19 protein-coding genes are annotated in these 24,624 nt (G+C 58.7%); 5 read left to right on the top strand and 14 right to left on the bottom strand.

Annotated features, from left to right (window positions below):
* Window positions 1-7: 7 nt before the first annotated feature.
* The 5 genes from NKH16_RS22725 to NKH16_RS22705 form a co-directional block, all read right to left on the bottom strand.
* Complete coding sequence (locus tag NKH16_RS22725; protein ID WP_352746204.1) at window positions 8-1,270, bottom strand: polysaccharide biosynthesis/export family protein; 1,263 nt, start codon at window positions 1,268-1,270, stop codon at window positions 8-10.
* A gap of 81 nt (window positions 1,271-1,351) precedes the next feature.
* Complete coding sequence (locus tag NKH16_RS22720) at window positions 1,352-2,356, bottom strand: SDR family NAD(P)-dependent oxidoreductase (protein ID WP_023675622.1); 1,005 nt, start codon at window positions 2,354-2,356, stop codon at window positions 1,352-1,354.
* A 74-nt stretch (window positions 2,357-2,430) separates the two neighbouring features.
* Window positions 2,431-3,105: a sugar transferase gene (locus tag NKH16_RS22715; protein WP_023675621.1), complete on the bottom strand. Its 675-nt coding sequence runs from the start codon at window positions 3,103-3,105 to the stop codon at window positions 2,431-2,433.
* Window positions 3,102-4,238, bottom strand: coding sequence for a DegT/DnrJ/EryC1/StrS family aminotransferase (locus NKH16_RS22710; RefSeq protein ID WP_023675620.1), 1,137 nt, complete (start codon window positions 4,236-4,238; stop codon window positions 3,102-3,104). Before NKH16_RS22710 ends, NKH16_RS22715 begins: the two co-directional genes overlap by 4 nt.
* Before the next feature lie 47 nt (window positions 4,239-4,285).
* Window positions 4,286-5,008, bottom strand: coding sequence for a nucleotidyltransferase family protein (locus tag NKH16_RS22705; protein ID WP_023675619.1), 723 nt, complete (start codon window positions 5,006-5,008; stop codon window positions 4,286-4,288).
* Between the two features lie 511 nt (window positions 5,009-5,519).
* Here NKH16_RS22705 and NKH16_RS22700 point away from each other — a divergent pair.
* A complete protein-coding gene (locus tag NKH16_RS22700) occupies window positions 5,520-6,197 on the top strand; it encodes a LuxR C-terminal-related transcriptional regulator (RefSeq protein WP_023675618.1) in 678 nt (225 codons plus the stop codon).
* 183 nt (window positions 6,198-6,380) lie between these two features.
* Here the strand turns inward: NKH16_RS22700 and NKH16_RS22695 are convergent, their stop codons facing one another.
* On the bottom strand, window positions 6,381-8,126 hold the full coding sequence (locus NKH16_RS22695) for a PAS domain S-box protein (RefSeq protein ID WP_352746206.1): 1,746 nt from the start codon (window positions 8,124-8,126) through the stop codon (window positions 6,381-6,383).
* Window positions 8,127-8,406: 280 nt separating this feature from the next.
* Between NKH16_RS22695 and NKH16_RS22690 the strand changes: the two genes are divergently transcribed.
* Window positions 8,407-9,114, top strand: coding sequence for a helix-turn-helix transcriptional regulator (locus tag NKH16_RS22690; protein WP_352901871.1), 708 nt, complete (start codon window positions 8,407-8,409; stop codon window positions 9,112-9,114).
* 244 nt (window positions 9,115-9,358) lie between these two features.
* Complete coding sequence (locus NKH16_RS22685; protein WP_352449680.1) at window positions 9,359-10,471, top strand: NAD-dependent epimerase; 1,113 nt, start codon at window positions 9,359-9,361, stop codon at window positions 10,469-10,471.
* A 149-nt stretch (window positions 10,472-10,620) separates the two neighbouring features.
* Here NKH16_RS22685 and NKH16_RS22680 read toward each other — a convergent pair whose 3' ends face one another.
* The 8 genes from NKH16_RS22680 to NKH16_RS22645 form a co-directional block, all read right to left on the bottom strand.
* Entirely contained in the window at window positions 10,621-12,198 is a 1,578-nt protein-coding gene (locus NKH16_RS22680) for a lipopolysaccharide biosynthesis protein (RefSeq protein WP_023675614.1), read from the bottom strand.
* Window positions 12,195-14,411: a GumC family protein gene (locus tag NKH16_RS22675; RefSeq protein ID WP_352449681.1), complete on the bottom strand. Its 2,217-nt coding sequence runs from the start codon at window positions 14,409-14,411 to the stop codon at window positions 12,195-12,197. The genes NKH16_RS22680 and NKH16_RS22675 overlap by 4 nt, the downstream gene beginning before the upstream one ends.
* A 1-nt stretch (window position 14,412) precedes the next feature.
* Window positions 14,413-16,410, bottom strand: coding sequence for an asparagine synthase (glutamine-hydrolyzing) (gene asnB, locus NKH16_RS22670; RefSeq protein ID WP_352449682.1), 1,998 nt, complete (start codon window positions 16,408-16,410; stop codon window positions 14,413-14,415).
* Window positions 16,411-16,414: 4 nt separating this feature from the next.
* The gene (locus tag NKH16_RS22665; RefSeq protein ID WP_352587405.1) at window positions 16,415-17,671 is read right to left on the bottom strand and encodes an O-antigen ligase family protein; all 1,257 of its coding nucleotides are present in this window, start codon (window positions 17,669-17,671) and stop codon (window positions 16,415-16,417) included.
* Complete coding sequence (locus NKH16_RS22660) at window positions 17,668-18,891, bottom strand: glycosyltransferase family 4 protein (protein WP_352746211.1); 1,224 nt, start codon at window positions 18,889-18,891, stop codon at window positions 17,668-17,670. The genes NKH16_RS22665 and NKH16_RS22660 overlap by 4 nt, the downstream gene beginning before the upstream one ends.
* Before the next feature lie 338 nt (window positions 18,892-19,229).
* Entirely contained in the window at window positions 19,230-19,463 is a 234-nt protein-coding gene (locus tag NKH16_RS22655) for a Trm112 family protein (protein ID WP_023675609.1), read from the bottom strand.
* A gap of 292 nt (window positions 19,464-19,755) precedes the next feature.
* Window positions 19,756-21,039 carry a hypothetical protein gene (locus NKH16_RS22650; RefSeq protein ID WP_352449685.1) on the bottom strand — a complete coding sequence of 428 codons (1,284 nt, stop codon included), beginning with the start codon at window positions 21,037-21,039 and terminating at the stop codon, window positions 19,756-19,758.
* 88 nt (window positions 21,040-21,127) lie between these two features.
* Window positions 21,128-21,838 carry an AAA family ATPase gene (locus NKH16_RS22645; RefSeq protein WP_352449686.1) on the bottom strand — a complete coding sequence of 237 codons (711 nt, stop codon included), beginning with the start codon at window positions 21,836-21,838 and terminating at the stop codon, window positions 21,128-21,130.
* Window positions 21,839-22,263: 425 nt separating this feature from the next.
* On the opposite strand from NKH16_RS22645, the gene NKH16_RS22640 reads away from it, so the two are divergent.
* Both NKH16_RS22640 and NKH16_RS22635 read left to right on the top strand, forming a co-directional pair.
* Window positions 22,264-23,085 carry a class I SAM-dependent methyltransferase gene (locus NKH16_RS22640; protein WP_352449687.1) on the top strand — a complete coding sequence of 274 codons (822 nt, stop codon included), beginning with the start codon at window positions 22,264-22,266 and terminating at the stop codon, window positions 23,083-23,085.
* A 94-nt stretch (window positions 23,086-23,179) separates the two neighbouring features.
* On the top strand, window positions 23,180-24,289 hold the full coding sequence (locus NKH16_RS22635) for an acyltransferase family protein (protein ID WP_352901868.1): 1,110 nt from the start codon (window positions 23,180-23,182) through the stop codon (window positions 24,287-24,289).
* Window positions 24,290-24,624: the final 335 nt, after the last annotated feature.

The following is a 24,624-nucleotide window of genomic DNA, read 5'->3' as shown; positions in this document are numbered from 1 at the left end:
GCCCGATCTATCGGGTCGCCGCATTTTCGAGAGCGCTGCTGAATCTGACCTCGATCGTGTCTCCCGGCATGACCTCGGTGTCTTCTTGGGCAAGCTGTTTTCGCCATTCTTCGCCGACCTTGCGAATGATCGTGACCTCGGCCTGGACCTTCTCGCCGGCAACCGGCAACGGCAGTGCGGCAGCTCCCGTGGGCTGCAACTTTTGGCTGGCGGCGCGAAGCCTTGCGCTGACGTCGGCAAGGCGCACGTTGGTATCCTTCAACTCGATCAGCAGACCCATCCGCCTTTGGTTGTCATTGCGTTCGTGCTGTCTGGCAAAATCGTCCTGCTGACGTCGTGCTCTCATAAGCTCAACCGACGTTTCGAGTGCCCGGCTGGAAGAGAGAACCAAAGCGCGCCGAACGTCGGCGAGCCGGTTGTTGGTGAGATTTCCGGACTCAAACGCTTTCCTTACGCGCGCCAGATCGTCTTCGTCCGCCTTCACCCCATCCGCTTCGGCCTGCTCGCGTTTGAGCAAGGTCTCGGTTTGTGCGGCGGCATCCTTGCCGCTTTTATCCAGAAAGCCCTGCTCTTGCTGGAAGTTGTCCAACGAGAGCTTCAGCCCTTCCGCTTCAGCCTGCGCGATCGCCGACGCAAAACTTGCCGGCAAGGGAGATCCTTGTGGTGGCCGCATGTCGAAAGTCGGTTTGTCCTGAAGTTCGGCGCGGATGCGGGCGCTATGAAAATAATCTCTCGTATATTCCCCCCAAAGCGACTCGTAATCGCGCCGCAGATCCACCGGATCTGGGCCAACCTGGTTTGCCCGGGACCGCAAAAGGCTGAAACCGCCTGACACGGCAATCGCCTGCCGCACGGTCATCAGCGGGCGGTAGGCCTGCTGTCCGGGAGTGAGCACGTCGCCGGTCACATAGATCGGCCTGTACTCCGCAACCACGGCGGTCACGTCTGTCGGCTTGATGACGATCATTTGCTCCCGCCCATCAGGCAGACGCTGGTGGAATATCTTGGTCGGCAAGATCGTCTGCATGCGCGTTTGCAGTTCAGCCGGAGTTAAGCCGCCCACCGAAACCATACCGACTTCGGGAAGCGCGATCGTGCCGTCCATCTGGACCACCGCACGTTGCGTTCGCTCCGGGATGGAGGCAATTCCAATCTCGACGGTGTCGCCGGCAGAAAGTCGATAGGCGACCCGCGGTTCCGCTGCAGCAGCCATATCCATGGCAGCCAGCATGCCGAGCACGACAATAAGGATTCGATCAACGAGGACCATGGGCGACAATCTCCTTCTGGCTCGAATCCGGCGATACCGCGGCCGCAATCAACAGCGGAGCCAATCCTCCCGGGCGAAAGCTCATGTCATGTAACCCATTTCGTGTCGCACCCGGCCTTCGCTGAGGCGCCCTTGCCACCATCCGATGGTCCGCTCCAATCCTTCGCGCAGGCTGGTCTGGGCACGCCATCCAGTCTTGCTTTCGAGGAGCGAAGAATCGGCCAGCAAGGCACGCACCTCGGAATTCTGCGGCCGCAGGCGGCGCTCGTCCCGGTGGATTGGTTTCTTGCAGCCACTCAACTCGATCACCAGATCCAATATGTCCGAGATCGTCACAGCGCGCTGGCTTCCGGCATTGTAGGCATGGCCAAATTCGAGCTCGGCGGAACCTGCGGTCAAAAACGCCGCCGCGGTGTCTTCCACGAAAGTAAGATCGCGGATCGGGCTTGTGTCTCCCACCATGATCGCCGGGCATTTTTTGTCGAGAGCCTGGCGTATAATGGTCGGTACGATGGCCCGCTCACTCTGGCGCGGGCCGTACGTATTGAAGGGCCGCATGATGACCACGGGGATGTCGAACGATCTGGCGTAGGACTCCGCCATCATGTCCGCCCCGATCTTGGATGCCGAATATGGTGACTGTCCCTGCAACGGGTGGGATTCGCTGATAGGCATTGTCAGCGCGGTGCCGTAAACCTCGCTTGTCGAAGTGTGCACTACACGCTCCGTCTCCCATTGGCGCGCCGCTTCGAGAACGTTGACCGTGCCCAGGATGTTGGTCTCCACATAGGACTGGGCAGCGGCATACGAATACGGGATAGCTATCAGTGCGGCGAGATGAAACACGACCGCCTGGCCACGCACGATCCGGTTAAGGAACGCGCTGTCGCGAACATCGCCGCGGACGAGATTCAACTGGCGTCGTATGGTGTCAGGCAAATCGTCCAGCCAGCCGTGGCTGTCGAAGGAATTGTAGAGTGCCAGCGCGGTGACGTCGGCGCCGCTGCGGACGAGTGCTTCGGTGAGATGAGAACCGATGAACCCGTCGGCACCCGTAACCAGAACTTTCCTGCCCTTGTATGCCATGACCCAAGCGTTCCCCCTATGACGTGAGGCACTGACTTTGCAAATCCACGAGAGCGCGGATGTCCCCCCTGCTCTCAAGGTCCAATCGGCGGCGGCGAAACCACGCCAAGCACCGCCAGCAAGCCGCGCACCATCCACACAACATCGGAGCCGATCGTGCGCTGCGGATAATAGGAAAGGTCGAGCCTGGCTTTGGCAGGAAACAGAACCTGGCGATAGAACAGTAGCGGGTCCACCGATCGCGGATAGAAACGGGCTTCATGCCGGAAGAGAACCTGGGCTGGACCCAGCAAGCCTGGCTTGTATTGTAAAACGTCTTCGAAGCCCCCGCGAAAACAATCGGCGAAGGCAAGGCTCTCCGGGCGTGGCCCGATGATTGCCATCTCGCCTCTGAAGACGTTCCAAAGCTGTGGCAGTTCGTCGAACTTGGTGACGGCGAGGAACCGTCCTATTGGCGTCATGCGGCTGTCATCGGCCATGGTCAGAGCCAAGCCACCGGGGTCGCATTGCACGCTGAACTTGCGGAACTTGTACATGCGGAATGGGCGAGCACCGGCCCCGACGCGGGTCTGTGTGAAGAAGATGGGCCGCCCGCCTTCCAGCAGCAGCGCCACGGCAATCAGCAGCATCAGCGGGGCGAAGACGATCGCCGCGGCTGCAGCAATGACGAGATCGATTGCTCGTCTCGCAGACCCATGGGCGGCGCTCGAGACGTTAGACCGGTGAATGGCTAGGTCCAGGGCATTCATGCGGCTGTTCCTGTCTGAGCGCAATTATTGACCGCCGCGGCAAGAGCGACGACTACCGATTCGACCAATGGCGCGGTGATCTGCGGATGCAGCGGTACAGTCAGTTCGCGCTGCGCGAAATCTTCAGTGCGCGGTAAGTGAGTACCGGGAATGAGCTCACGATAGAGCGTCATCTGGTGCACCGGCGGGTAGTGGATAGTGGTTTGTATCCCTTGCCCGCGCAGTGCGTCGATGACGTCTTGCCTGTCGGCGTAACGTGGCAAAAGGATAGGCATGATGTGGTAGGCCGACGTCCGCGGCTCGTGGAACGGGATGGTCACGGCCGGGCAATGCTTCGCTATGAGACGTCGATACAGCATGACCAGGATACGCCTGATCTCATTCCACTCCTGCAGATTTTGCAGCTGGACCAGTCCGATCGCAGCCCGCAATTCATCCATGCGATAGTTGAATCCGAGCATGGTGACATCATACTGAGGGGTGCGGCTGTTCAGCCTTTGACGTGTCCCGGTGGTCATCCCATGTCCACGCGCCTGGCGGATTGTCTCGAGCAGACCGGCATCCCTGGCGATCACAGCCCCGCCTTCCGCCGTGGTCATGTTCTTGTTGCCGTAGAAGCTGAAGGCGGCTGCGGCACCAAATGTCCCCACCTCCTTCAAGCCCGGCGCATGCGCCGCGTCCTCGACGATGTGCAGCCCCCGGGCACGGGCGAGCCTCTGCCATTGTTCCCGATCGGCGAGGTAGCCGGCGAAATGAACGAGAATGATTGCCTTGGTGCGGGCCGTGCATTTCGCTTCGGCTTCCACGATCGACATCAGCGGCACGTCGGCTGATTCGATGTCGACGAAAACCGGCGTCGCACCGACATAGAGGACCGCATTTGCGGTCGCCACGAACGTCAAGGATGGCACCAGCACCTCGTCGCCCGGTCCGATGCCAAGTGCGTGCAAAATGAGATGAAGCGCTGCGGTGCAAGAACTGACCGCGACGCAATCCTCCGCATCATGAACGTCGGCAAAAGCTTGTTCGAAGGCTCGTACCTGCTCCCCCATGGTCAGCCAGCCGCTGTCGATGACCTTGGTCAAAGCAGTCTTCTCCGGCACACCCAAGATCGGGGCACTGACCAAGAGCATCACAACCTCCTAGACTGATAACTGTGGGAACCGGGCTCGTGACTTCATCATGCAGCCGTCGCAGTGACCTCGATCGAGGCCGACTGGTCTTCCCAGGAAATGGTCTGTGCGTTCTGAAAATCGTCGACGCGCCCGATATCGAGCCAGAGACCCTCATGTTTGTACACGTGCACGGTTGTGCCGTTCTGCATCATCTGCAGCATCAGGTCGTCGAACCCAAAGGGTATGCCGGATGGGATAAACTGCAGAACATCCGGGTTCATGCAGTAAATTCCCATGCTGACCAGATGCGAAAGCGTCGGCTTCTCGCGAAAGACCTGCACGGTATTGTCGACTTCGTCGATGACGCCGAAATCCATCTTGATCAGGCGACAGGCTGTTGCGATCGTCACTGGATCGGTGTGCTTACGGTGCGCTGCTACAAATCGACTGAGGCTTAGATCCGTGAGGACATCGCCATTGAGAACGATGAATGGCTCCGTCAGTTCATCCCTGATCAAAGACAGTGGCCCGATGGTGCCAAGCGGCTCCATCTCCTGCGTATATCGAATTTTCAGGTTCCACTGCGAGCCATCTCCACACACGGTGCGGATCAAGTGGCCGAGATACCCGGTTGTAATATAAACTTCCTGAATGCCGTTGCGTCGCAACCATTTCAGAAGCATCTCGAGAACCGGCCGTGCGCCGATCGGCATGAGCGGCTTCGGCAAGACCGAAGTGAAGGGGCGGAGGCGTGTTCCCATTCCTCCACATTGAATAACCGCTTTCATCCTGGTCCTCCCTTGTTCATTCGGCCTGAACGCTATCGTCACGGGCCGGCTATCCTGCCCTGGTCAGCACCCGGGAAACGCGTTCTTGTCCCCTCAGAAGAACCGGTGAGATTTCCCGTAGAAGACCGGTGAGATTTCTCCACTGTCCCCTGATCCGGACATTGCATCTGGATGGTATGTGGCCGTCAGGGTGGATGTCGTCGTGCATTCGAATGGTAACAATTCAGCCGTTTTGCTGTTCTATATCTTTAGACCTATAGCACTGCTGAACGGCCGGCCGGTCTGTCAGCTGTCCAAAAGGTCAGAACGTATGTTCGACGACGTTCGGCGGGTTTCGCTCACAAGGGGCAAAAAAAGAGGAGCGTTTCCCGTCATTTAAGATTATATTAGAAATCTGGCGTTTGCGGTGTTGGGGGTGCCGCAGCGTCGGCTGGATGAATCGACGAGTGGATGGCCACGACTTTCAGGCCATTACCGTTCAATCCATTCAGATTGGCGTTGGGGTAGTTCAATGTATCGAATCGTCATCGCCGACGATCACGGCTTGTATCGTCGCGGCTTGCGATTGGCACTGACCGCAGGCATTCCAGGTGTGGAGATCTTTGAAGCGTCTTGTTTCGACGCGGTGCTCAGTTTGCTGGCAGAGCAGTCGTTCGTGGATCTTGCGATCCTGGATCTGAATATGCCGGGCCTGTTCAATCAAGAAGTGCTCGGCGGGATCCTGTCTGCCTATCCGGACACGCGATTTGCGATCGTTTCCGGAAACGATTCACGCTCGGAAATACTCACGGCTCTGTCGATCGGGCTTCACGGCTACATCGTAAAATCGCAGACGGACGAAGAGGTTGTTTTGGCCGTCAATGAAATCCTCTCCGGCCGCATCTATGTTCCTGCACTTCTGTCACGCCCGGGAGCGACGCAAACAACCCACGCGCATACCCATTCCGACGACAAAGGCCCACAGAGGCGTACCGCTGGCGTCAACCTTGGCAGGCTGACCTCGAGGCAAAAGGAAGTCCTCAAGCTGATGGCGGAAGGCTATTCAAACAAGGAAATTGCGCGCGATCTGGAAATCGCAGAGGCGACCACGAAAATCCACGCTGCTGCGGTTCTGCGTGAATTGGGGGTACGCAATCGGACCGAGGCTGCCGTTATGCTGAAGACTTGGCTTTCGAGACATGCCAGCTAGAGCGCCGCGCGTCCTTTTGGACGTGCAAACGGCGTCCCAAGACTCCTCATGTATTTTACTGCATATCCCAAAGCCGCGGCGCAGCTTTGGGCCGACGACATTCTTGGAAGGAACCCTTCGCATCTCAAAGGCCGCTCAGCGCGATCCGCCTTTAGATATCTGCTTTCCGATTGGAGTACTGCACTAAAATCCGATTTCCTTGCGTGACAGCCGCAGCGAATACCGCAACCCTTGGTCCGATATTTCCAGCCTGGGAGAGTGACCGACAAGCGGCGCTCCATCCACTCCGATTATCATGGAACCGAAGCCATGACGGACTACGCTTGAGGTCCTACGCCGCCCCGATTCCACCCACTCGAACACGATATCACTGCCTGTTTCTTCAGGTGCGAACGTCCAGCTTACGTCGATCCGGCCTTTTGGATCGGCAAGCGCTCCATATTTCATGGAATTGGTGGCAAGCTCGTGAACGATCATTGCAAAACTCTCGGCGGCGCCTCCCGACATCGCCACGGAAGGACCGGTGACCGATATCGCACGTGTTCCAATATATGGGTGCAATTCTTGCGCAACGAGATCGTTTATCGCCCCCGATACGCTGCCGTTGCGTGAAAGAAGCAGATGGGTTGCCTCGAGCGCGCGTATCCGGTCGATCAGCATTTCCTTGTATTTGGCGACATTGTTTCCGGGAACATCGACCATTTTCACGAGCGCCGTGATCACCGCGAAAACGTTGCCGAATCTGTGACGCTGTTCGAGCATGATGCGCTCCCGCTTCTTTGCCGCGGCGCGCAGCAGCGTGGTTTGTCGTCTCTCGCTCAGGTCGGCAGCCACTCCAAGCCGCTGTCCACCATCATCATGTCTTTCCTCCCTTCCGCGCAGCGCAACCCAGCGGATATGTCCGTCCGGTCGGCGGACGCGTATCTCAACATCGTAATTCGTGACCGATGGTGCGGCCTTTCTCGATGCCGCCAGCTTTGGCCAGTCCGCCGGATGAACGACAGCTGACAGCTCCTCCAAACTGCGGCTATTGGCCTGGGCCAGGCCGAGAATGTCCCAGAACGTGTCCGAGCCCGTGACTATCCCGCCTTTAAGGTCTATGCGCCACGTGGCCAAGCGTCCAGCAGACAGAGCGAGGTCCAGCCATTCCTTCTGGGCCCGAAGCGCTTCGTGAACAGCGCGTCGTTCCGAAATATCGTCGACCACCACGAAGATGCTCTCCGAGAGGCCACCCTCGGGCACGGACGAAGAAAGCGTTAGCCTGGCCCAGAATGCCGTACCGTCCTTTCGTGACAGACGCACCTCCGAAACGAACGAAGAAATGTCATTGCCCAGCCTCGCCAGCAATTGCGCCAAGGTATCCCGGTCGTTCGGATGGGCGAGCGTATCGAGCTGCAATTGGGCAAGCTCCTCCTCCTTGTACCCGGTCATCTCACAAAGGCGTCTGTTGGACTGCAGCAACTCACCTTTCTTGTTGGTGTTCGCGAATCCCATGGCAGCACGTTCGAAGGCCCAACGATAGCGGCTTTCGGTCGCCTCGACGGCAGCGAGCCTGGCCTCCGCGACTTCCAGCAACTCACGCAAGTCCTGCCGCAGACGATGGAAGGTCATGGCAATCACGCCACCCGAAACCAGAAGCAGGATTGCGCGTGCCCAATCTCCACTTGAAATCTGATCGTGTCCTCGTGCCCACAGCCCGACAGCCACCATCAGAATGGTCGCAGCGAGCGCCGGTACGCGGTCTTCGAGATAGGCGATAATAATAATAGCCGGAATAAATTCCAGAAAACTGGCGCCTTGCCCAATATAGGCTGACGATTTTATTTCAAATATCAGTGTGGCAGCTAACACCGATGCAGAGGCAATATGAGTTAGCAATCTGCCCGACGGGTTCGAATTCGACCTGCGCGACTGCGAGCTCATGGACATAGACTACAACCTTCTGACTAGCCCGTCGAGACTAGAGCAAAAAACGTACAGCTTAGTACCACTGCCGGATTGCCATACCGCTATCATAGCGCGCATTTTATCGGACGCAGCGGGGCCTAAGAGCTGCCTTAGAACTGTCGGATCATATTAAGTTTTCAAGGTGGTGATGAACGTATTATCCGTCAGCGCATAGAAGACTAGAATCCAGCTACACATAGAAGACTACATGAATCCCGAATATTTATTTCGGGCGTGTGAAACTTTGGGTTAGGGGTAGAAAATGAATCTGATCGATAGACAGGTCGATGCTTCGAGCAATCGGTACATTGTTACGAGGACCAAGCATAATTTTGAAGCGCGGAATACGCGGCCCTCTTCTGGTCACCTTCCCAATCGCGCATCGGATCCATTGGACGCAAGGTTCGGCGAACCAAAAGGCCGCAGTCTGGAATCCATAACCGGCGTGCTTGATCGCATTGGCTGTGGCTATCTCGTGCTGAATCGCGAAAGAAAAGTAGTCGAGTGGAACGCAGCCGCCCAAACCACGCTTGAGCGCCAGGGCGAAGCGGCCGACACGGCGAGCGGACTTACGGCCGCCCTAAGGCGGCTGATCGCGAATGTTCCGGGCCAATTCCTGCCGGGCTCGTTGTCTTGGGTGGTGATCCGCAGCAGGGGCGACCGACCGGTGATACTGAACGAGAACGGCGTTATCGCTCCCGACGGAACGAGCATTGTGGCGCTGCTGGATCGCGACAACAGGTCGGGGCCAAATCCTCGGACGCTGCAAAGAATGTTTGGCTTGACGAGCGCAGAAACGCACCTCGCCTTGCGCTTGGCCCAGGGCGACGCACCTTTGGAGATCGCTCGCAGCTGGCGTCTCAGCCGCACCACGATCCGTTCCCAGCTTGCCTCGCTGTTCGCCAAGACCGAAACAAAACGCCAGGCGGAACTGGTGGCTCTTCTTGGGCGTATTTCGGTCCTGCCGTAAGGCCGGCCACTTAGATCCAATCGCCAGACGTCGGCATCCGCCCGGGATTCAAACTACGCAAGTTGGCGTGTCATGACTTGGCAGGTCGTGCACCGCATTGCGCACTCCACTAGGTTCGATGCGCCAGCGTAAATATCGAAAGCCGCAATCCCGGACCGGCTATTCGGTACTGTCGAACGGATTCGAAAGGCGACAAGTGGACAACGATCTATGCAGCGATTCTGTCCTTGCCGCAGCGGAGAAGATGGAAATCGCTCGATCCCGTTCGGACCGCGCGGTGAAGAAACTTGCACGGACAGGACCGATCGTCGTCACCGGCGCCGCGGGCTTCATTGGTTTTCACGTGGCCTCACGGCTTTTGCGTCTTGGTGTCAAAGTCGTGGGCGTCGACAATTTCACGCCCTATTACGATCTGCGGCTCAAGGAAGCGCGGTTTGCACGCCTCTGTAGCGAGGCGAAATTCACGCCGGTACGAATGGATCTGGCGGATGCCGCGCGCGTTCAGTTGCTGTTTTCAAACGTTCGCCCCTCACACCTTGTCCATCTCGCGGCTCAGGCCGGCGTGCGTCATTCACTTGTTGACCCGCACGCCTATGTGCAATCGAATATAGTGGCGTTTCTCAACGTCCTTGAGGGCTGCCGGCATCATGGCGTCAGTCATCTCGTCTACGCCTCTTCGAGCTCCGTCTACGGCTTGAATCGAACCATACCGTTTTCCGAAAACCACGGCGCCGATCATCCCGTCAGCTTCTACGCCGCCACCAAGCGTTCGAACGAATTCATGGCGCATTCATACAGCCATTTGTTCGGCCTGCCCGTGACCGGACTGCGCTTCTTCACCGTTTATGGCCCTTGGGGCAGGCCCGACATGGCCGTCTACTTGTTCACGCGCGCGATCGTCGAGAGCAAACCAATTGAAGTAGCCAATGCCGGCCGCGTGTGGCGAGATTTCACCTATATCGACGATATCGCTGAGGGCGTGGTTCGAGCACTTGCTACACCGCCGCAGCCAGATCCGAATTGGGACCCTTGCACCGCCGACCCTGCCACAAGTTCCGCGCCGTATCGCGTCTACAATATCGGCAACGACCGGCCCGAGGAGATCAACCGGCTGATTTCGATCATCGAGACCGCTCTTGGCAGCCGGGCAGTTCGCGTGGATGTGCCGTTGCCGCCTGGCGACGTTCTGGAGACGCGTGCCGACGTCAGCGATCTTCGCCAGGCCGTCGGCTTCGCCCCGGCAACACCGCTAGAGGACGGAGTGCGACGCTTTGTCGAATGGTACCGGGACTTTCATGGAACGGATGCCGCGGCCAGCATACGGCAACAGACGTTGGTGAATGAGGCCACCGTGTAGGCCGCGGGCCCTGTCGGGCGATGATCTGCCACTCGGCGCGTAACGCGTCGGCCACAAAGCCGCTCTCGCCAGTCTCTATCCGACACAACCCTGGACTCGAAATTCCTGAACGCTGATGCCGTCGCGTATCGGGGCGCGACGGTCTCAAATCAGCGCAGGAACCAATGTCGCCGCTGGCCTTCGACTGCGTGCGTTCTGAACGATGTTAGCGCAAAGATCAGCCCAGGGATAATTTTCAGCCGTTTGCTGATGTAGATCGACATCGCCACATTCCAAATCGCCAACGCAAGCGCGAGGCCCACTGCGGCGCCCGGCGCGCCGTAGAGCGCAATTCCTGTGGCACAGCCTATGATACTGGCCGCAGCGCCGACGATCATGGTTGCGGCTGCCGCCCATTCGTTTCCGGTCATCATCAAGAGGAGCATCTGGGGTCCGCACAGCGCGACAAAGACATATCCGAGAATGAGTATCCGCGCGACGGGTGCCGCGGTACTGAAATCCCCGCCGAACCAGCTCAACAGAGGTTCAATAATCGCAAGCATCGGGATGGCCATCGTTAGAGCCCCACCAGAGGAAAGTAGGGCGGCCCGTGAAAACAGCTGCTGCAGAGCCAGCCGATCGCCTCGGGCATGAAGGGCAGCCGCTGTCGGCGCAAACATCGTAGAGACGGCAACCAGGGAAAGGCTCACAAGCAAGGCGACGTTCAATCCCAATGCGAAAATGCCTGCTTCGCGAATGTGATGCGTCCAGCCCAGCACCATGACTCCGGCCCGGCTGATGAAAACATCGAGCCCAGCCATGAGCATCATTGGCGGAACCGCGGACCACCATTCCCGCGACTCGTCGCCTGGCTGAACCTGCCGCAAGCCAGGCGGCTGAAATTTTGTCGCCATGACGAACACCAGGCCGACCGTGATGGCTGAACTTGCCAGCACCGCCTGCATCACCAAGGGTGCGTTGGGGGTCCATGATCCGGATAAGCCCGCCATTCCCAGCAACGTCAACAAGAGGCCGTCGCGCACTATGCGTTCCGGCAGGAGGGCCGAGACACCGCCGCCGAAAGCACGAACAAGTGTTGCGCCCAAAGCGTAGGCGGTGACCAAAGGCACTGCTGCCATGCCTAGCAGCTGGCTGATTTGAAGCTCCTTGTGAGAAGGATCTGAAAAGAAAAAGATCAAGGCGGCGCCAACGATGCCGAATAGTGTCGCCGCCGCCAGCGACCTCTGCAGAGCAAACCTGATTACGCCGTGTACCAGGTCAAGCCGCCCTTTGGCACTGTAGGCGGAGACGAAACGCAACAAGGATACATGGAAACCAAGCGTTGCAAGATAGGCAAGCACCGAGGTCCAGGCCAGAACATAGGAGTAGATGCCATAGCTGGTGGAGCCAACGATGCGCGCAATCAATAACTGCGCCAAGCTGGTCAAGCCCGCACCCCCGATATAGACCAAAAGAGCGAAGATGCTGGCATAGCCGAGACCCCGGCCCGTGTCCTCCTTGTGCGGCAAAACCATATTCGTTGGAGCAACGGAGGCCGCAGGGAAGCGGGCGAGCTTCGGATCGCTGAAATCGTCGATGTCTTTTGCGCCGGCGTCGCGCATTTCATCGCCTTGATCGCCTTTGGCCGCGGACCCTGCTCCGGACTGCGAGATCGTCGATATTATCTTCCGCTCGACAGGTCGAATGCCGTGGCGGTCGTTACGCGGAATCCCGCATGTGACATTCATGATGTTCTCTCGAGCAAGAGATCCGCGCTGTCCCCAAACCGGTAGCCGGCGTGTTTCCTAAGATTGACCTGCGTGAGAACGCTGCCTACGGGGACCTGAGCCGTCTCGTCCTCCGTCAGCAACTGCAGAACACCACGCGCGATGCTGCGACGCGTCCTGGCCCAGCGAACAGCGAAAAGAACCGCGTCAGCCCAGCCCGTCAGTAGCCTGGCCTCAGGTCCTCCAAGCCCCAGCGGTCCATTTATGATGACGATGCTGTACATCGAGCGCAGCTCATCTGTGACCAGGGACCCGTCGATCATGGACAGTTGCGGCAGCAGATCCTCTGATGGTGCGAGTGCCATGAAGTCGATTCCAATTTCAGGCATTCCCGTGACCGCGTCGTGCAGCGGACAACGGTCGCTCATATAGTCTCCAAAGGATTTATGTGGCTTGAACGCACCGAATTCGTTCAGAAACTCGTTCGTGAGGCGGGCGCCCGTGCCGTCAAGATCGAGAAAAAGCACTCGTCCCCCAAGTCGGGTAGCTGCCAAGGCGAGGCTCCATGCGAGCTCGGTCTTGCCATCATGCCGGACGCTGGACGTGACGAGGATGACGTGCGACGCACGGCCTCTCGCTTTGTTGAGAGCCACGGTGACAAGGAGAGAAGTGACGGCTCGGCTGTAGCTGCAGTTTTGCTGGCCGAGAACCAGCTGCTGTAGTCGTTTCGCGTGTATCGTGGGCGCTTCCGGTATCAGCCCCAGGCACGGAACCCCGAGCGCGGCTTCAGCTTCGGCCCCGCCGCGCAAGGTCTGATTGAGACGGCTGCGGACCAAGACGAAGACCCCGCCAATGAGGCCAAACACGATCATGCCGGGCGGAATAAGAAAGATGGGCGGCAGGGTTTTTGGATTCGTTGGCGGCCATGCCGCTGAAAGGATCGAGACCCCGGGCAAGGGAGTTGCGATGCGCTGCACCAGATCCTGTTGTTGGGTGAGAAGCTGGTTGTATCGCTGCGTCAGGATGCTGACCTGCGGCTCGAGCGCACGCAAGCCGGAAAGCCGGCCGGCTGTGTCGGCCACCACCGCATCGAGCACATTCTTACGGCCCTCCAGAGCAGCGATCTGGGCACGGTAGATGTTCCCCTCCGCCGCAATGCGAGCAGTGCCTTGTTCGATCTCGCCGTTGATCGCAGTGCTAAGGCCCGCATCCGCATTGTCGTTGGCTTGGCGGGCCGCCATGTCGGCCAATACCGGAGACCCGATCGCTTCGGCGAGCGCCGCCACCGATGCTCCTTCCTCTCGCAAAGCCTCGATGTGCTGAAGGCGAGATTCCGTCGCTGAGAGATCCGCTTTCGACAAGGATATCTGCTGACTAAGTTCGGCTGTCTCCTTGGCAGCGTTATCCGCCGCACCTTGATCGACCGCGCCATGGCTCAGTCGATACTTTTCCAGGCGGTCGGTCGCTTTCGCCAGGTCGCTTTGTACGACCGGCAGGCTGGCGACGATCGAGGCGAGTTCCAGCCTGTCTGACGCCCTGCGCTTCTGTGCGAGATCGTCGATGTATACTTGGACGAACGTATTGGCCACCAGGGCGGCTCGCGCCGGATCGTCGTCGGTGAAGCCGACGGTGATCACCCTTGATCTCAGTTCCTGTCCAACCCTCATGCCCTTCCGCAATGCCTTGAGTTCGGCTGCATCGGCCGCCTCCGGCCCGCCCTGCGGCCAAATCCTTTCTAGCAGACCAGCTGCAAAGGTGCGTATGTTCTGCAGGTTGCCGCCTACCGGGGCGGCGCGGGAATTTCCGACATCACCTTGCTCAGCAATGTTGCCGATCTTTGTCTCGCGTAGGGCTGCCACCAGGCGACGCAGATGCCCCTGCGAAGAGAGCATGGTTAAGTGGTCATCAATGCTCGCATCCAGCATCTCCTGAGCGGAATCCGCACCTCCGGGAGCCGCGTTCCTGCCAGGAGCATCGACAATCACCTGTGCGGTCGCCTCGAACAGGACAGGACGCACAAAACCCGCAAGCCCAGCCAACACTCCGCCCAAAATCACCATTGCAAGCAGGAACCATTTTCTCCTCGCGATGGTAATGAGGAGTTGATGGAAGGGGGTCTGCGCGTCGACCTGTTCGCGCAGGAATGGCCTCATGCGCGGATTGATCTCGCGCGTCGGCACGTGCATTTCAGTGGCGTGCGGAAGGTGAATTCGGCTGACTATGGAACCTTCCATCTCATACTCCTGTCAGTTCGAGCGCTGTGGACATGCCCGTTGCCGGCCCGGCGGACCGCCCGGCCTCGTTGCGCCAGGCCTGGAACATCAACGCGGGCCACAAATCGCGAGAATGATCCTGTCTTCCGTCAAGATGGTCGCGCCAGCAGGTTTCGACCTTCGCAAAGTCGAAGATCCCATCTCCGGAGAGGCGTATATCGGCGACTAGATCGCTGGCCCAGATGCGCAACGGGCCGCTCAGCCAGACTGCTATGGGAACATCGAAACCCTGCTTCGGCCGGTCGATCAGCCGTTGCGGAACATAGCGGCTAAGCAGCTGACGAAGAAGCCACTTGCCTTTGCCATTGCGGACCTTCGCATGTGCCGGCAGCCGCCAGGCGAATTCGACAACCCGATGGTCGAGAAGCGGGCACCGGCCTTCGAGGCTATTGGCCATGCTGGCGCGGTCCAACTTCACCAATATATCGTCGGGCAGGTAACCGGCCATGTCGTCGTACAAGAGACGGGACAGCAGGCCATCAAGCCGGGGGGACCCTTGAATTGATGTGGGCGGCGTGTGGAGTGCGAGGCTCCCGGTCGATGCTCCGGTCAGCCGTCGATGCAATTCGTCCTCATCTGGCGCAGCGAGCAGCCGAGCGAGGCGATGCAGCCGGTCGCTCCGCAGCGCGTGCCGTCCACTCGCCGAAAGCGGCAGCTTGCCGACGAAATCGTGACGCGCTGCACGGGCCAGCAATCCGACCCCTGCAGCAAGCGCGTGACGCAGCGGCGACGGCAGCGCATGCTGTCGTTTCAACCGCGCAGCCATGAAATGACGGGCGTAACCGGCGAAGCATTCATCGCCACCGTCGCCTGATAGGGCCACCGTAACGTGCTGGCGAGCGAGCCGCGCCACGAGCAAAGTCGGTATCTGCGATTCATCGGCGAACGGCTCATCCCAGATCCGCGGCAGTTCCGGAATGACTTCACGCGCAGCGGCTGCTGAAAGGTGGAGTTCAGTATGATCGGTGCCCAGGTGCCGCGCGACCTCCGCCGCGTGGGGAGCCTCATCAAACCCGCCTTCTCCGAAAGCGATCGTGAATGTGCGCACCGGTTTTGGCGATTGGGCCTGCATCAGCGCCACAACCGTGGAGCTGTCGAGGCCACCAGACAGAAAGGCACCCAGCGGCACATCGGCTATCATGCGTTCCCGGACGGCAAGTCGAAGCAGGTCGTCGAGTCCATCGGTCAGTTCTTCGTCGGTACCGGCGATTAGATTCTGTCGACCGTTCGCGGCGACTTCAGGCAGCGACCACCAGTGTCGGGCGCGTTGCGAAAGGGATGCGGCGCTGCGCGCCTCGGCAAAATCCGCCGCTGTCACAGACAGGACCGAGCCCGGAGGTAGCTTGAACACGCCTCGCCAGATGCAACAGTTACCCGGTACCCATCCCTTCGAAAGCATTGTCGCGGCCGCGTCGAGATCGAGCTCCTGACAGAAACCTGGAAAACGATGGATTGCCTTCAACTCGGAGGCAAAAACGAGCGCATCGCGCGTTGCAGCAACATAGAGCGGCTTCTTGCCCATTCGGTCGCGGGCGAGATGGAGGGTCCTGGTCTTTAGATCCCACAATCCAAATGCGAACATGCCAGCGAGGCGGGTGAGTGCGGTGTCGAGACCCCAGCTCTCGATTGCGCACAGCATCACTTCGGTATCGCTGGCGCCACGGAACCGATGGCCAGCGTCTTCAAGCTCGCGGCGCAGATCGCGGAAATTGTAGATCTCGCCGTTGAAGGTAATGGCATATCGGCCACTTGCCGAATGCATCGGCTGGCGTCCTGCTTCCGATAGGTCGACTATAGCCAAACGCCTGTGGCCGAAGGCAATGCCGGCTTCGCGATTGATCCAGAAGCCTTCGCCATCAGGCCCACGATGACGAAGGGCCGTCGTCATCTGGCCAATCGCCCTGAGCGGCTTGATATTGGCGGCATCGGGTGCAAGGAGAATTCCGGTAATCCCACACATGCCATCACCTCAGGTCGCTAGAGGTTGCCGAAATCGTTCGCGGCGTTCCGGCAACAAGGCAAATGGTAAGCGCAAACCACACGATTGGATGGCGGATGATCAGATGTGGCATTCCGAAGATGACGATCGACACCACCAGCACGAACAGGGCATCGAGCTTCGCACGCCATGCGCATAAAGCCGCCGCGCCGACAATCCAGGCCAGGGCCAGGACCGCAACCAAACCACCTTGAGTGTACAGATCGAGAATCGTGTTGTGAGCCTCGAAAGGCCGGGGCAGAAATTGGCTGTAGGAAATGGGCGGGCGCTCCAGATGCGGGCCAGGACCAAGGCCCAGGGATCCTGACGTTAGGCCCTTGCCCAATGCATCTCCCCAGAGATGGATTCGAAGTGCAGCGGTTTCGGCGGTCGCTTCGCCGCCCTTGTCTTTGGTAAGACTCAAGGCGAACTGTTCGACGCTGCCCACCTCCGTGACGATGTAAGGCGTCATCGACATGGCCAACGGAAGGAAGCCAATCATCAGCAGGAGGGTAACTTGCCGGGACAGGCTGACCTTGCCGTCACCGGCTGCGAGCCATGTCCGAACCCGCAGCCCAAGAAATATCAGGCCGACCAGGACCGTCGTGTAAAGATAGGTATCACTCTTCGTCAGCCTTCCGACATAGATGGTCAGGATAAGGCTGCTGAGCCCGGCCAACCTCGCCCACGGCTTGCTTGTAGTCGTCGCAAGATGCAAGGCGAGCGGACCAAGGAGTGCGCAATAGAGCGCGAGCTGGTTGGGGTTCTCGGACCAGCCTCGGAAGCGATCCCAGTACCAGGGATCGACGCCGGATTGGTGGATCCAACCCCATCCAAGTGCCAGCTGAACAATAAAGCATGCATTCGCAATAGCGACCACCCACCAGGCAGCACTGCGCAGACGGCGATCCGCGTCGGGCTCCGCGGCGGCGAGGCAGGTGACGCAGATCAGCAGCAGGTAGGCTACCACATCGTGCATCACCACCGACAGATACAGTACCGTAGTCAGGTAGCCAACGATGGTGCCAATACCCAGAGCGAGCGTGATGATCAGCCAGAAGCCCGCAACACGGATCAGGGCGGGCCTGACTACCAAGTGACCGCCGGCGAGCACCCGCCCGATCGACAGCATGATCCAAAGCGCGAGAAACAATTCGCCATAACCGTAGGGCAAGCCCGGAACTGAGAGCTGCGCCGCATACGACATGGCCACGCCGCAGGCCAGGATCGCGTCCCGGATCATCGGCGCGCTCCACCCGATCCGCGGTTTGCAGCAGGCTCTTCAAGCAACACCGGCGATGCCGGTCGAGCGAAGCCGCCCTGGGATTTGGCACTAAGGACATTGTCGTAGAGATCGCAATATTGCTCGACCACCCAGGGCAGCGGGAACTGCGTCCGGACGAGCTCGACAGAGCGAGCGCCCATGGTCCGTCCTTTCCGGCGGTCGGACAGGACCTCTATAATTCGAGAGGCAAGGCCGTTCGCATCGTGCGGGGGGACGAGATGGCCGTTCCATCCGTCCTCGACCACCTCATTGCAACCAGGCATCATCGAGGCGACGATAGGCAATCCCGCGAGCCCTGCTTCCAGCAGGACGCGCGGAATCCCTTCTCGGTATTGTGTTGGAAAGGCGAACAGATCGGCCATGCCAAGAAGGGCAGGAACGTCGCGTCGTGGACCCAAGGCGATGACATGCGGCACATGTCGATCGATCTCAGCCTTGTCCACTGCAAATGGGCCCTCGGATTCCAATGGGCCGACAAGCACGAAACGGGCATTGGGCCTTTCCGACAGGATGCGAGGGACTGCCTTGAGGAGTGTCGGGATGCCTTTCTGGCGCGTTAGCCGGCCGACAAAAATTACGATCTCGGCGGATTGGAGCCCAAGCTCTTCGCGCATTTTCATCGCCGACGGGGCAAGATGCCTTGCCATGGCGAACGCATCGACGTCGATTCCAGAACTGCGGATCACTCGTCCGCTGCCGCGTCCGATCAGTCGGTAGCGTTCAAAGAATGCCTGATCGTCCCGATTCTGGAACACCGTAGCCGCCGTCCATAACGACGAAAGCCATTGCAGTCCGCAAAAGATTGGGCGCAGGGCAAGGGCGCGCGGTTCCAGGGACGAGAACGTCCAGCCCAGACCGTTGATAGTGCGGACGACTGGAACGCTTCCGCGCACCGCAAGTGGCGTCACCAGGTTGGGCTTGGTGTCGAAGCTTTGGATAATGTCCGGCCGGAGTTCCGCCATCAGCTTTCGAATGGTTCTGATGGCGGCCCATTCTCCGCTGCTGCTGGAAAATCGGTCGAAACCGTAGCTGCGATGCGGAATGCCATGCCGCAGGAATGCGGCTTCACCGCCGCTCGACACCGCAGTAACACAGAATCCCTTCTCTCGCAGCGACATCAAGAACGGAATTCGCAGGGCATGATCCTCGCCTCCGACACACACCAGATGCGGATTCATCCTGCGTCTCCTGACCGTTCGCTGTAGCCCGATCGCGCGAAGTGGCCGGCCCTTGAATTTGCTTTCATGGTGTTGGTTTCGCTACCCATCTCGCCCAGGTCACGGTAGGGGCAGGTCTTGCCACTGTCCTCGTCTGTTTAAATGACGCAAACCCCTGTCCCGGCAGCGGGCCGCCGTACCCAGCCGGTTCAGGTCGCCGCGCCTTGCATCAAAGAGGTCGGCACTGCCCGGGTGCCGAGCGCAGAGTGGTCCGCAGACAAACGGCTCGCGCTCCGCGGCACACTTTCCTGTCATTGCTGGCTGTCGCCGGAAAGCCGCCTACTTTAGCGCGGCTCCCATCATCGTCTGGATGCGCGAAGTTTGACCACGCGGGAGGTGATCGTCCGTGCCTCCGAGGCTAGCAGGATTGGAATGCCGTCGCGAACCGGATAGGCAAGTCCTGCGCTCTTCGAAACGAGTTCATCGCGATCCGAATCCCAGGCAAGTGAGCCCTTGGTCATTGGGCATACCAACCATTCTAACAACTCAGGGTTGAAAGAGGCATTCTCTTCGGCTCGCTTATCCGTATCCATCTGCTGTTCCTTTCTCGGCCGTGACATCAACAGTGTGCTCCGGCGCGAGCGCCCTTGGCGATACAAGCCGTCACCCGACGTCATCGCTGTAATTCGTAGGATTCCGGCAAGGCTCATAAGCCTTGCAAACTGCACAATCACGCTAGGTGCAGGCTTGGCCACTGTCGTCGTCCGTTTGAATGAATCGACATCGAACGGAGCCGTATGGCGGCGAAGTTGAACGTGAGGCGTTAAAAGCGTGAATGGAGCAAGCACGATCGGCGATATCGCCATAGGCGACCGGAAGGTTTCGTTATTGAAGACCGCTCGCGGCTAATGCTCTCGAGCCGGTGTCTGATCCTTCCGGCCAGTCAATACGGGCGACGAAATCGTAAACCGGCCCGCCGGGTACTCCCCAATTGCTTGACCAGATCACCTGTGAACCGTCCGGGGACGGCGAGGCGTGGGTCTCACTCCAGTAGTCGAATGGAACGTTCTTCGTCTGCACAATGCGCCGGACCTCTCCGCTGCCGTCGATGCGCAACGCGATGACTTCCCGCGCATACGGCGCCCAAGCCGGATATTTCGATACTTCGTCCGGATTGCCCGAATAGGTAAGGAACACCCAACCGGGCCTGTCCAGCGACCTGAGCGATGCATGCTGTGCTTCACCATATCTCATGAGCGAGGTGACTTTCCCATCTGACAGCCTTCGCTTGATCACCTGGTATATGTCTGGATCGGACTTACTGATCCCCACATAGATTTCGCTGCCGTCGGCATCGACGGTCATGTCGCCATGGCCAGGCCGATGATGCTCAGTCCATTTCTGGCGCAGAACGCCGTCAACAGAAAAGATGAACGTCTGTTCAGTGTCGTCTTTCAGGTTCTGAATGCATAAGATGTTGACGCCCAGCGGCGAGATTGAGCAGGCGCCGTTGGCTCCGACAAGCTGTGCGAGATCGATTTCCGGAAATTTCCGCCGCTGTCTGAGATCGTAGGCAAAGACGACCGCTTTGCCGTCCCGGCGAACCGCGCGTACGGCAATACGGCTGCCATCACGGCTTGGATTACCTTTGTATGGCCCGAACTGGAGATTGCTACTGTCAGCCGAAACAAACAGGACCTCCTCATGATTGGTGCGTGGCGCCCAGGTCGAGATTTTCCGACCACCGACGCAGATCATCAGGTCGGGATCGTGAGGATGCCATTCGCATTCGGTCGATCGATCACGGCGAAAAAGCGGGGCGTAGGTGCGCCCATCCAGGAAGCATAAGCCGCCGCAGCCGTTGCTGATGACAAGAAGGCTCTGATCCGAATTCCAGGCCTGGGCGCTCGAATAGCGGTGGCTGCAATATTTGCTCCCGCATGCGATGCCGGCGCCGAGGATTCCGGGTTTGGTTATTCGGGTGAAAGTTGTGCCAAATGCCGCATCCTTCGCGGCGTGCAGGTAATCCGGCAGGTCCATGGCTACCGGCGCGACGAACTTTGTCGATGCGACGTCCTCTCCACTCACCGCCCCGTGGATAACTATGGATATCGCGCTGACAGCAGCTAACGTCAACGCCAAGGCAGTCTGGTAGCGAGAAAAGCGCATGTCATGTCAACTCGCGCGGTTCCTTTTCAATAATTCGATTTTCCATATTATTGGATATCTCTTGTCGACGCTTCAAAACCGCATCTCTCTAAGCTTCAACTCTTTTAAATTTCGCCCGCGTCGCGCCGAACTTGTCGACTACTCCACGCGCTATCATTTCTGTGGCGGCTGTGAGCCCGTTCGAATCTAAACTTTCGACGCAAGTTGTTGGCACGGGAAACGATCCAAGTTGTTCCCCAATGAGATTAACGTGGTCAATATGATCAAGACTGCTCTGCAGATCGACTTCGAGGAACTTCTGAATGATACCGAGGTTACGCCGGCGTTCCTTCAGACGGACCTCTAGAATTTCCCTTGGCGCCTGCAATCGGACAAGCAGATCCGGTTTGGGTAGAAGCTCGAGCGCGCGCGACACCCTTTCACGATCCGTTATGCCGCTGAACAAAACCAGTGAACATACGAATTGCACCATACCCTGGTCAAAAATTGAGATCGTGTCATTGGACGCTATTGCCGCGCGCCAAGCTTGAAGAAGAGCTTCAAGATGCCAGTTCAGGCGAGCCGCCCACAGCTCATTCTTGGGTGGAAGAATCTTAAGCACTTCTGCACCGAGAGAACGCTGTCCGATCCACTTTGAATGCAAGCCGGAGACCAGTTTGAAGGCGGCCCTTCTAACCGGATGTCGGCGGTCACCGGTCTGCAAAACAACACAGTAGCCCTGAGCTCGCAAAACGTGCACCAGCTCGGACGCTAACGTCGTCTTACCAGCACCGGACGGCCCAAATAGCTCCAAGATCATCTTTCAATCCAGACTGAGGGAAGCCTACTGGCAGTGACGTCACGTCCATTTGCTGAAGCGAACGCCCATCTCTTCCTGGGATGTCTAGCCGACGAGCCAGGAATCCGCGCCATCCGTATGAATGACGGTGTGGTCACGTTAGGATATCGACGGACGCCAAAATCGTGAACGGAAGGAGTGCGTTTCGGTCACTATCCTTCCGGATTGCCTACCGTCCGTTTACCGTTCCGTCTCCGAAAGGGGTGTGCAGTAGCCCTATTCCCCAGCACACTTCCGCGAGGGCGCGGCAGTCATGAGTTCGGCATGTCTCATCCGTTCGAGGGATGCGAGACACCCAGCCTTCTGGAAACCTTCTCTGTGATGGACGCAGCCAACTGGCCGTTTATCCCCTCTATCGCCAATAGGGCAGCTTGGTCGGCTATCCAATGAACGTGTCGGACAAAAATCTTCGATCTCATCTGCAGGAGAAATCGTATGAAAGCAGGCATATGAGCGAGAACCTCGAGCCACATCAGACGGCAGCGGCAAATACGGCTATACCTGCCAATTACAACGCCAAGGTCGCGGCAGTCGCGGCCTATGAGCTCCCGACAAAACAGAGATATCAAGATCCGGGTTTTGCGAGCTGGTACCTGAACGGCTATGCAGGCCGGTTGAAGCTGTCCACCGTTGCGTCATACGTCATTGCGCGACGGGAGCAACGCTGCGTCGCCAAGGCGCTGGAGAGGTGCAGCCCGCCTCCATCTCAGGTGCTCGATATCCCATGCGGAACCGGGAAGCTGGCCGGCGTGCTGGGCCAGCATAATTGTCGGGTGCTGGCTGCAGACATTTCAATGGAAATGATGGCCTTGGCTAAATCAGCATATGAAGGTCAATCCGGATTTCGGGGATTCATCCGATGTGACGTGACGCAGCTGCCGTTCGCCGACGAAAGCTTTGACACGGTGGTCTGCCTTCGCCTCATTCACCTTATCCCGCCACATCTCAGGCGCGACATTATCATTGAGCTCGCGCGCGTTGCCAGCCGTCGCCTGATCGTATCCTACGGCCTTGGCACCCGCCTCCAGAGAATACGGCTAAGGCTGCGGAAGATGATCACCGGAAGGATGTCGGCGCCTCATCCCGTCAATCTCACCGTTGCACGACAGGATTTCGCGGCGGCGGGGCTCAAGCTGGTACGCTCTTTTAGCGTCCTGCGGTTCCTGTCCTGCGAGCAGCTGTTCGTACTTGAGAAGGTAAAGGCTTGACCTGCCGCCGGTTTGCAGTCTTCGCGTTAGCACTGGTATTGCGGATCAGGCCGCTGATGGGTGTCAAAAGCTGAAACGGCTGTGGGAGGTAGCTGTGGAACCGGCAGGCAAGGCCATTCCGGCGCGCATGGCATCACTCGACCTGCTGCGCCTGGCTGCAGCCCTCGCGGTCGTGCTCTTTCACTATCTTTTTGGCGGCGCGATCGCGGGCAATCTCGACGTGGAATATCCTGCCGCAGCACCTTACGCCATCTACGGCTATCTCGGCGTCAATCTGTTTTTCCTGATCAGCGGTTTCGTCATCGCGTGGTCGGCCGAAGGTCGAACCTGGCAGGAATTCGCGGTCGCCCGCTTCGCCCGGCTTTATCCCGGATTCCTCGTCTGCATGACCGCGACGTTTGTTGTTCTCGTCGTCGCCAAAGATCAGCGTTTTCCGACCGATGTTCCAACCTATGTAGCCAATCTTTCCATGTTCGCCCGCCTCTTCGGCAGGCCGTCCATGGATGGCGTCTACTGGTCGATCATGCTCGAGATCCTGTTTTACGGCTGGGTTGCAGTGCTGATCTTTGCCGGCGCCTTTCAGCGCCGGAAAATACCCATCGCGGCCATCTGGCTCGCAATTTCGGCAACCAACGAGTTCTTCTTTGGGAACCCGGTGATACGCATTGTCTTCATTACAAACTATGCGCCTTTGTTTGCCGCGGGCATCCTCGCGGAAGACATCGTTGCAAGGGGCCGTTCACCGGCTGCGTTCCTGTTTCTTGCCGTCGCGTTCCTGGTGTCTTGCCAGACCGCAATGTTCTCTCATAACTGGATGCAGGAGCACTTTGGCGCAGCCATTTCGTATCCTGCTCTCTTCACCGCCAACATGGTGGTCTACGGAGTCTTCGCTGGCGCGATATTGCTCCGCTCCGTGATTGCTCCATCCAAGGCTATCATGATGCTCGGAGGGTTGACTTATCCGCTGTATCTTTTGCACCAGTATATCGGCTACATTTCGCTTAACGCGCTGGCGCCTCATGTCGGCAAGAACGCCGCATTCTTCGTCGTGTTGGCCGGGGTCCTCCTTGCCTCTTTTATCGTCTGGCGCTTCATCGAGACGCCGGTACGCAAGCCGCTCGTCCGCGCCCTGGTGTCTGGGATATATCGCCTTGCACCAGCCTCGCGGCCAATCCGGCAAACCTCTTCCGCGCGAACGTCATGATCAGGAGCTTTCGGCGGATGCCGCAGAAGATGTTTGAGTCCAACCGCCGCCTCGCGGAAAAGGCAACTGGGTAGCCCCACGACGCCTGCGCAAGCGAATACATGATCTGTGGGTCAATCCGCAGGCGAGCAGCAGGCCGGCGATCAGGCGAGACAGCACCGGGGTTCCTTCCAAGCCGCCGATGTTGCACGGCACCGCTGTTGCGGCAATGCCGGCTGCGAGGCGCATTCGCATTTCGGAAAGGCGCCGTCTAGAGCGTCGGACGTTCAGTTTGAATCGCGAGGGATTCCAGTGAAGCGTGGTTCATGATTCACTTCCTGTAGGAGGTGATTTGC

It is taken from the genome of Mesorhizobium sp. M1307, assembly GCF_040318155.1.
Classification (GTDB): domain Bacteria; phylum Pseudomonadota; class Alphaproteobacteria; order Rhizobiales; family Rhizobiaceae; genus Mesorhizobium.
The sequence above is the reverse complement of the archived record's forward strand: the minus strand, read 5'-3'. Positions and strand labels throughout refer to the sequence as shown.

What these genes read in the sequence shown, in the direction of transcription:
- NKH16_RS22725 (WP_352746204.1), bottom strand. Translation starts at nt 1,270, where the DNA reads ATGGTCCTCGTTGATCGAATCCTTATTGTCGTGCTCGGCATGCTGGCT.
- NKH16_RS22720 (WP_023675622.1), bottom strand. Translation starts at nt 2,356, where the DNA reads ATGGCATACAAGGGCAGGAAAGTTCTGGTTACGGGTGCCGACGGGTTC.
- NKH16_RS22715 (WP_023675621.1), bottom strand. Translation starts at nt 3,105, where the DNA reads ATGAATGCCCTGGACCTAGCCATTCACCGGTCTAACGTCTCGAGCGCC.
- NKH16_RS22710 (WP_023675620.1), bottom strand. Translation starts at nt 4,238, where the DNA reads ATGCTCTTGGTCAGTGCCCCGATCTTGGGTGTGCCGGAGAAGACTGCT.
- NKH16_RS22705 (WP_023675619.1), bottom strand. Translation starts at nt 5,008, where the DNA reads ATGAAAGCGGTTATTCAATGTGGAGGAATGGGAACACGCCTCCGCCCC.
- NKH16_RS22700 (WP_023675618.1), top strand. Translation starts at nt 5,520, where the DNA reads ATGTATCGAATCGTCATCGCCGACGATCACGGCTTGTATCGTCGCGGC.
- NKH16_RS22695 (WP_352746206.1), bottom strand. Translation starts at nt 8,126, where the DNA reads ATGTCCATGAGCTCGCAGTCGCGCAGGTCGAATTCGAACCCGTCGGGC.
- NKH16_RS22690 (WP_352901871.1), top strand. Translation starts at nt 8,407, where the DNA reads ATGAATCTGATCGATAGACAGGTCGATGCTTCGAGCAATCGGTACATT.
- NKH16_RS22685 (WP_352449680.1), top strand. Translation starts at nt 9,359, where the DNA reads ATGGAAATCGCTCGATCCCGTTCGGACCGCGCGGTGAAGAAACTTGCA.
- NKH16_RS22680 (WP_023675614.1), bottom strand. Translation starts at nt 12,198, where the DNA reads ATGAATGTCACATGCGGGATTCCGCGTAACGACCGCCACGGCATTCGA.
- NKH16_RS22675 (WP_352449681.1), bottom strand. Translation starts at nt 14,411, where the DNA reads ATGGAAGGTTCCATAGTCAGCCGAATTCACCTTCCGCACGCCACTGAA.
- asnB (WP_352449682.1), bottom strand. Translation starts at nt 16,410, where the DNA reads ATGTGTGGGATTACCGGAATTCTCCTTGCACCCGATGCCGCCAATATC.
- NKH16_RS22665 (WP_352587405.1), bottom strand. Translation starts at nt 17,671, where the DNA reads ATGATCCGGGACGCGATCCTGGCCTGCGGCGTGGCCATGTCGTATGCG.
- NKH16_RS22660 (WP_352746211.1), bottom strand. Translation starts at nt 18,891, where the DNA reads ATGAATCCGCATCTGGTGTGTGTCGGAGGCGAGGATCATGCCCTGCGA.
- NKH16_RS22655 (WP_023675609.1), bottom strand. Translation starts at nt 19,463, where the DNA reads ATGGATACGGATAAGCGAGCCGAAGAGAATGCCTCTTTCAACCCTGAG.
- NKH16_RS22650 (WP_352449685.1), bottom strand. Translation starts at nt 21,039, where the DNA reads ATGCGCTTTTCTCGCTACCAGACTGCCTTGGCGTTGACGTTAGCTGCT.
- NKH16_RS22645 (WP_352449686.1), bottom strand. Translation starts at nt 21,838, where the DNA reads ATGATCTTGGAGCTATTTGGGCCGTCCGGTGCTGGTAAGACGACGTTA.
- NKH16_RS22640 (WP_352449687.1), top strand. Translation starts at nt 22,264, where the DNA reads ATGAACGTGTCGGACAAAAATCTTCGATCTCATCTGCAGGAGAAATCG.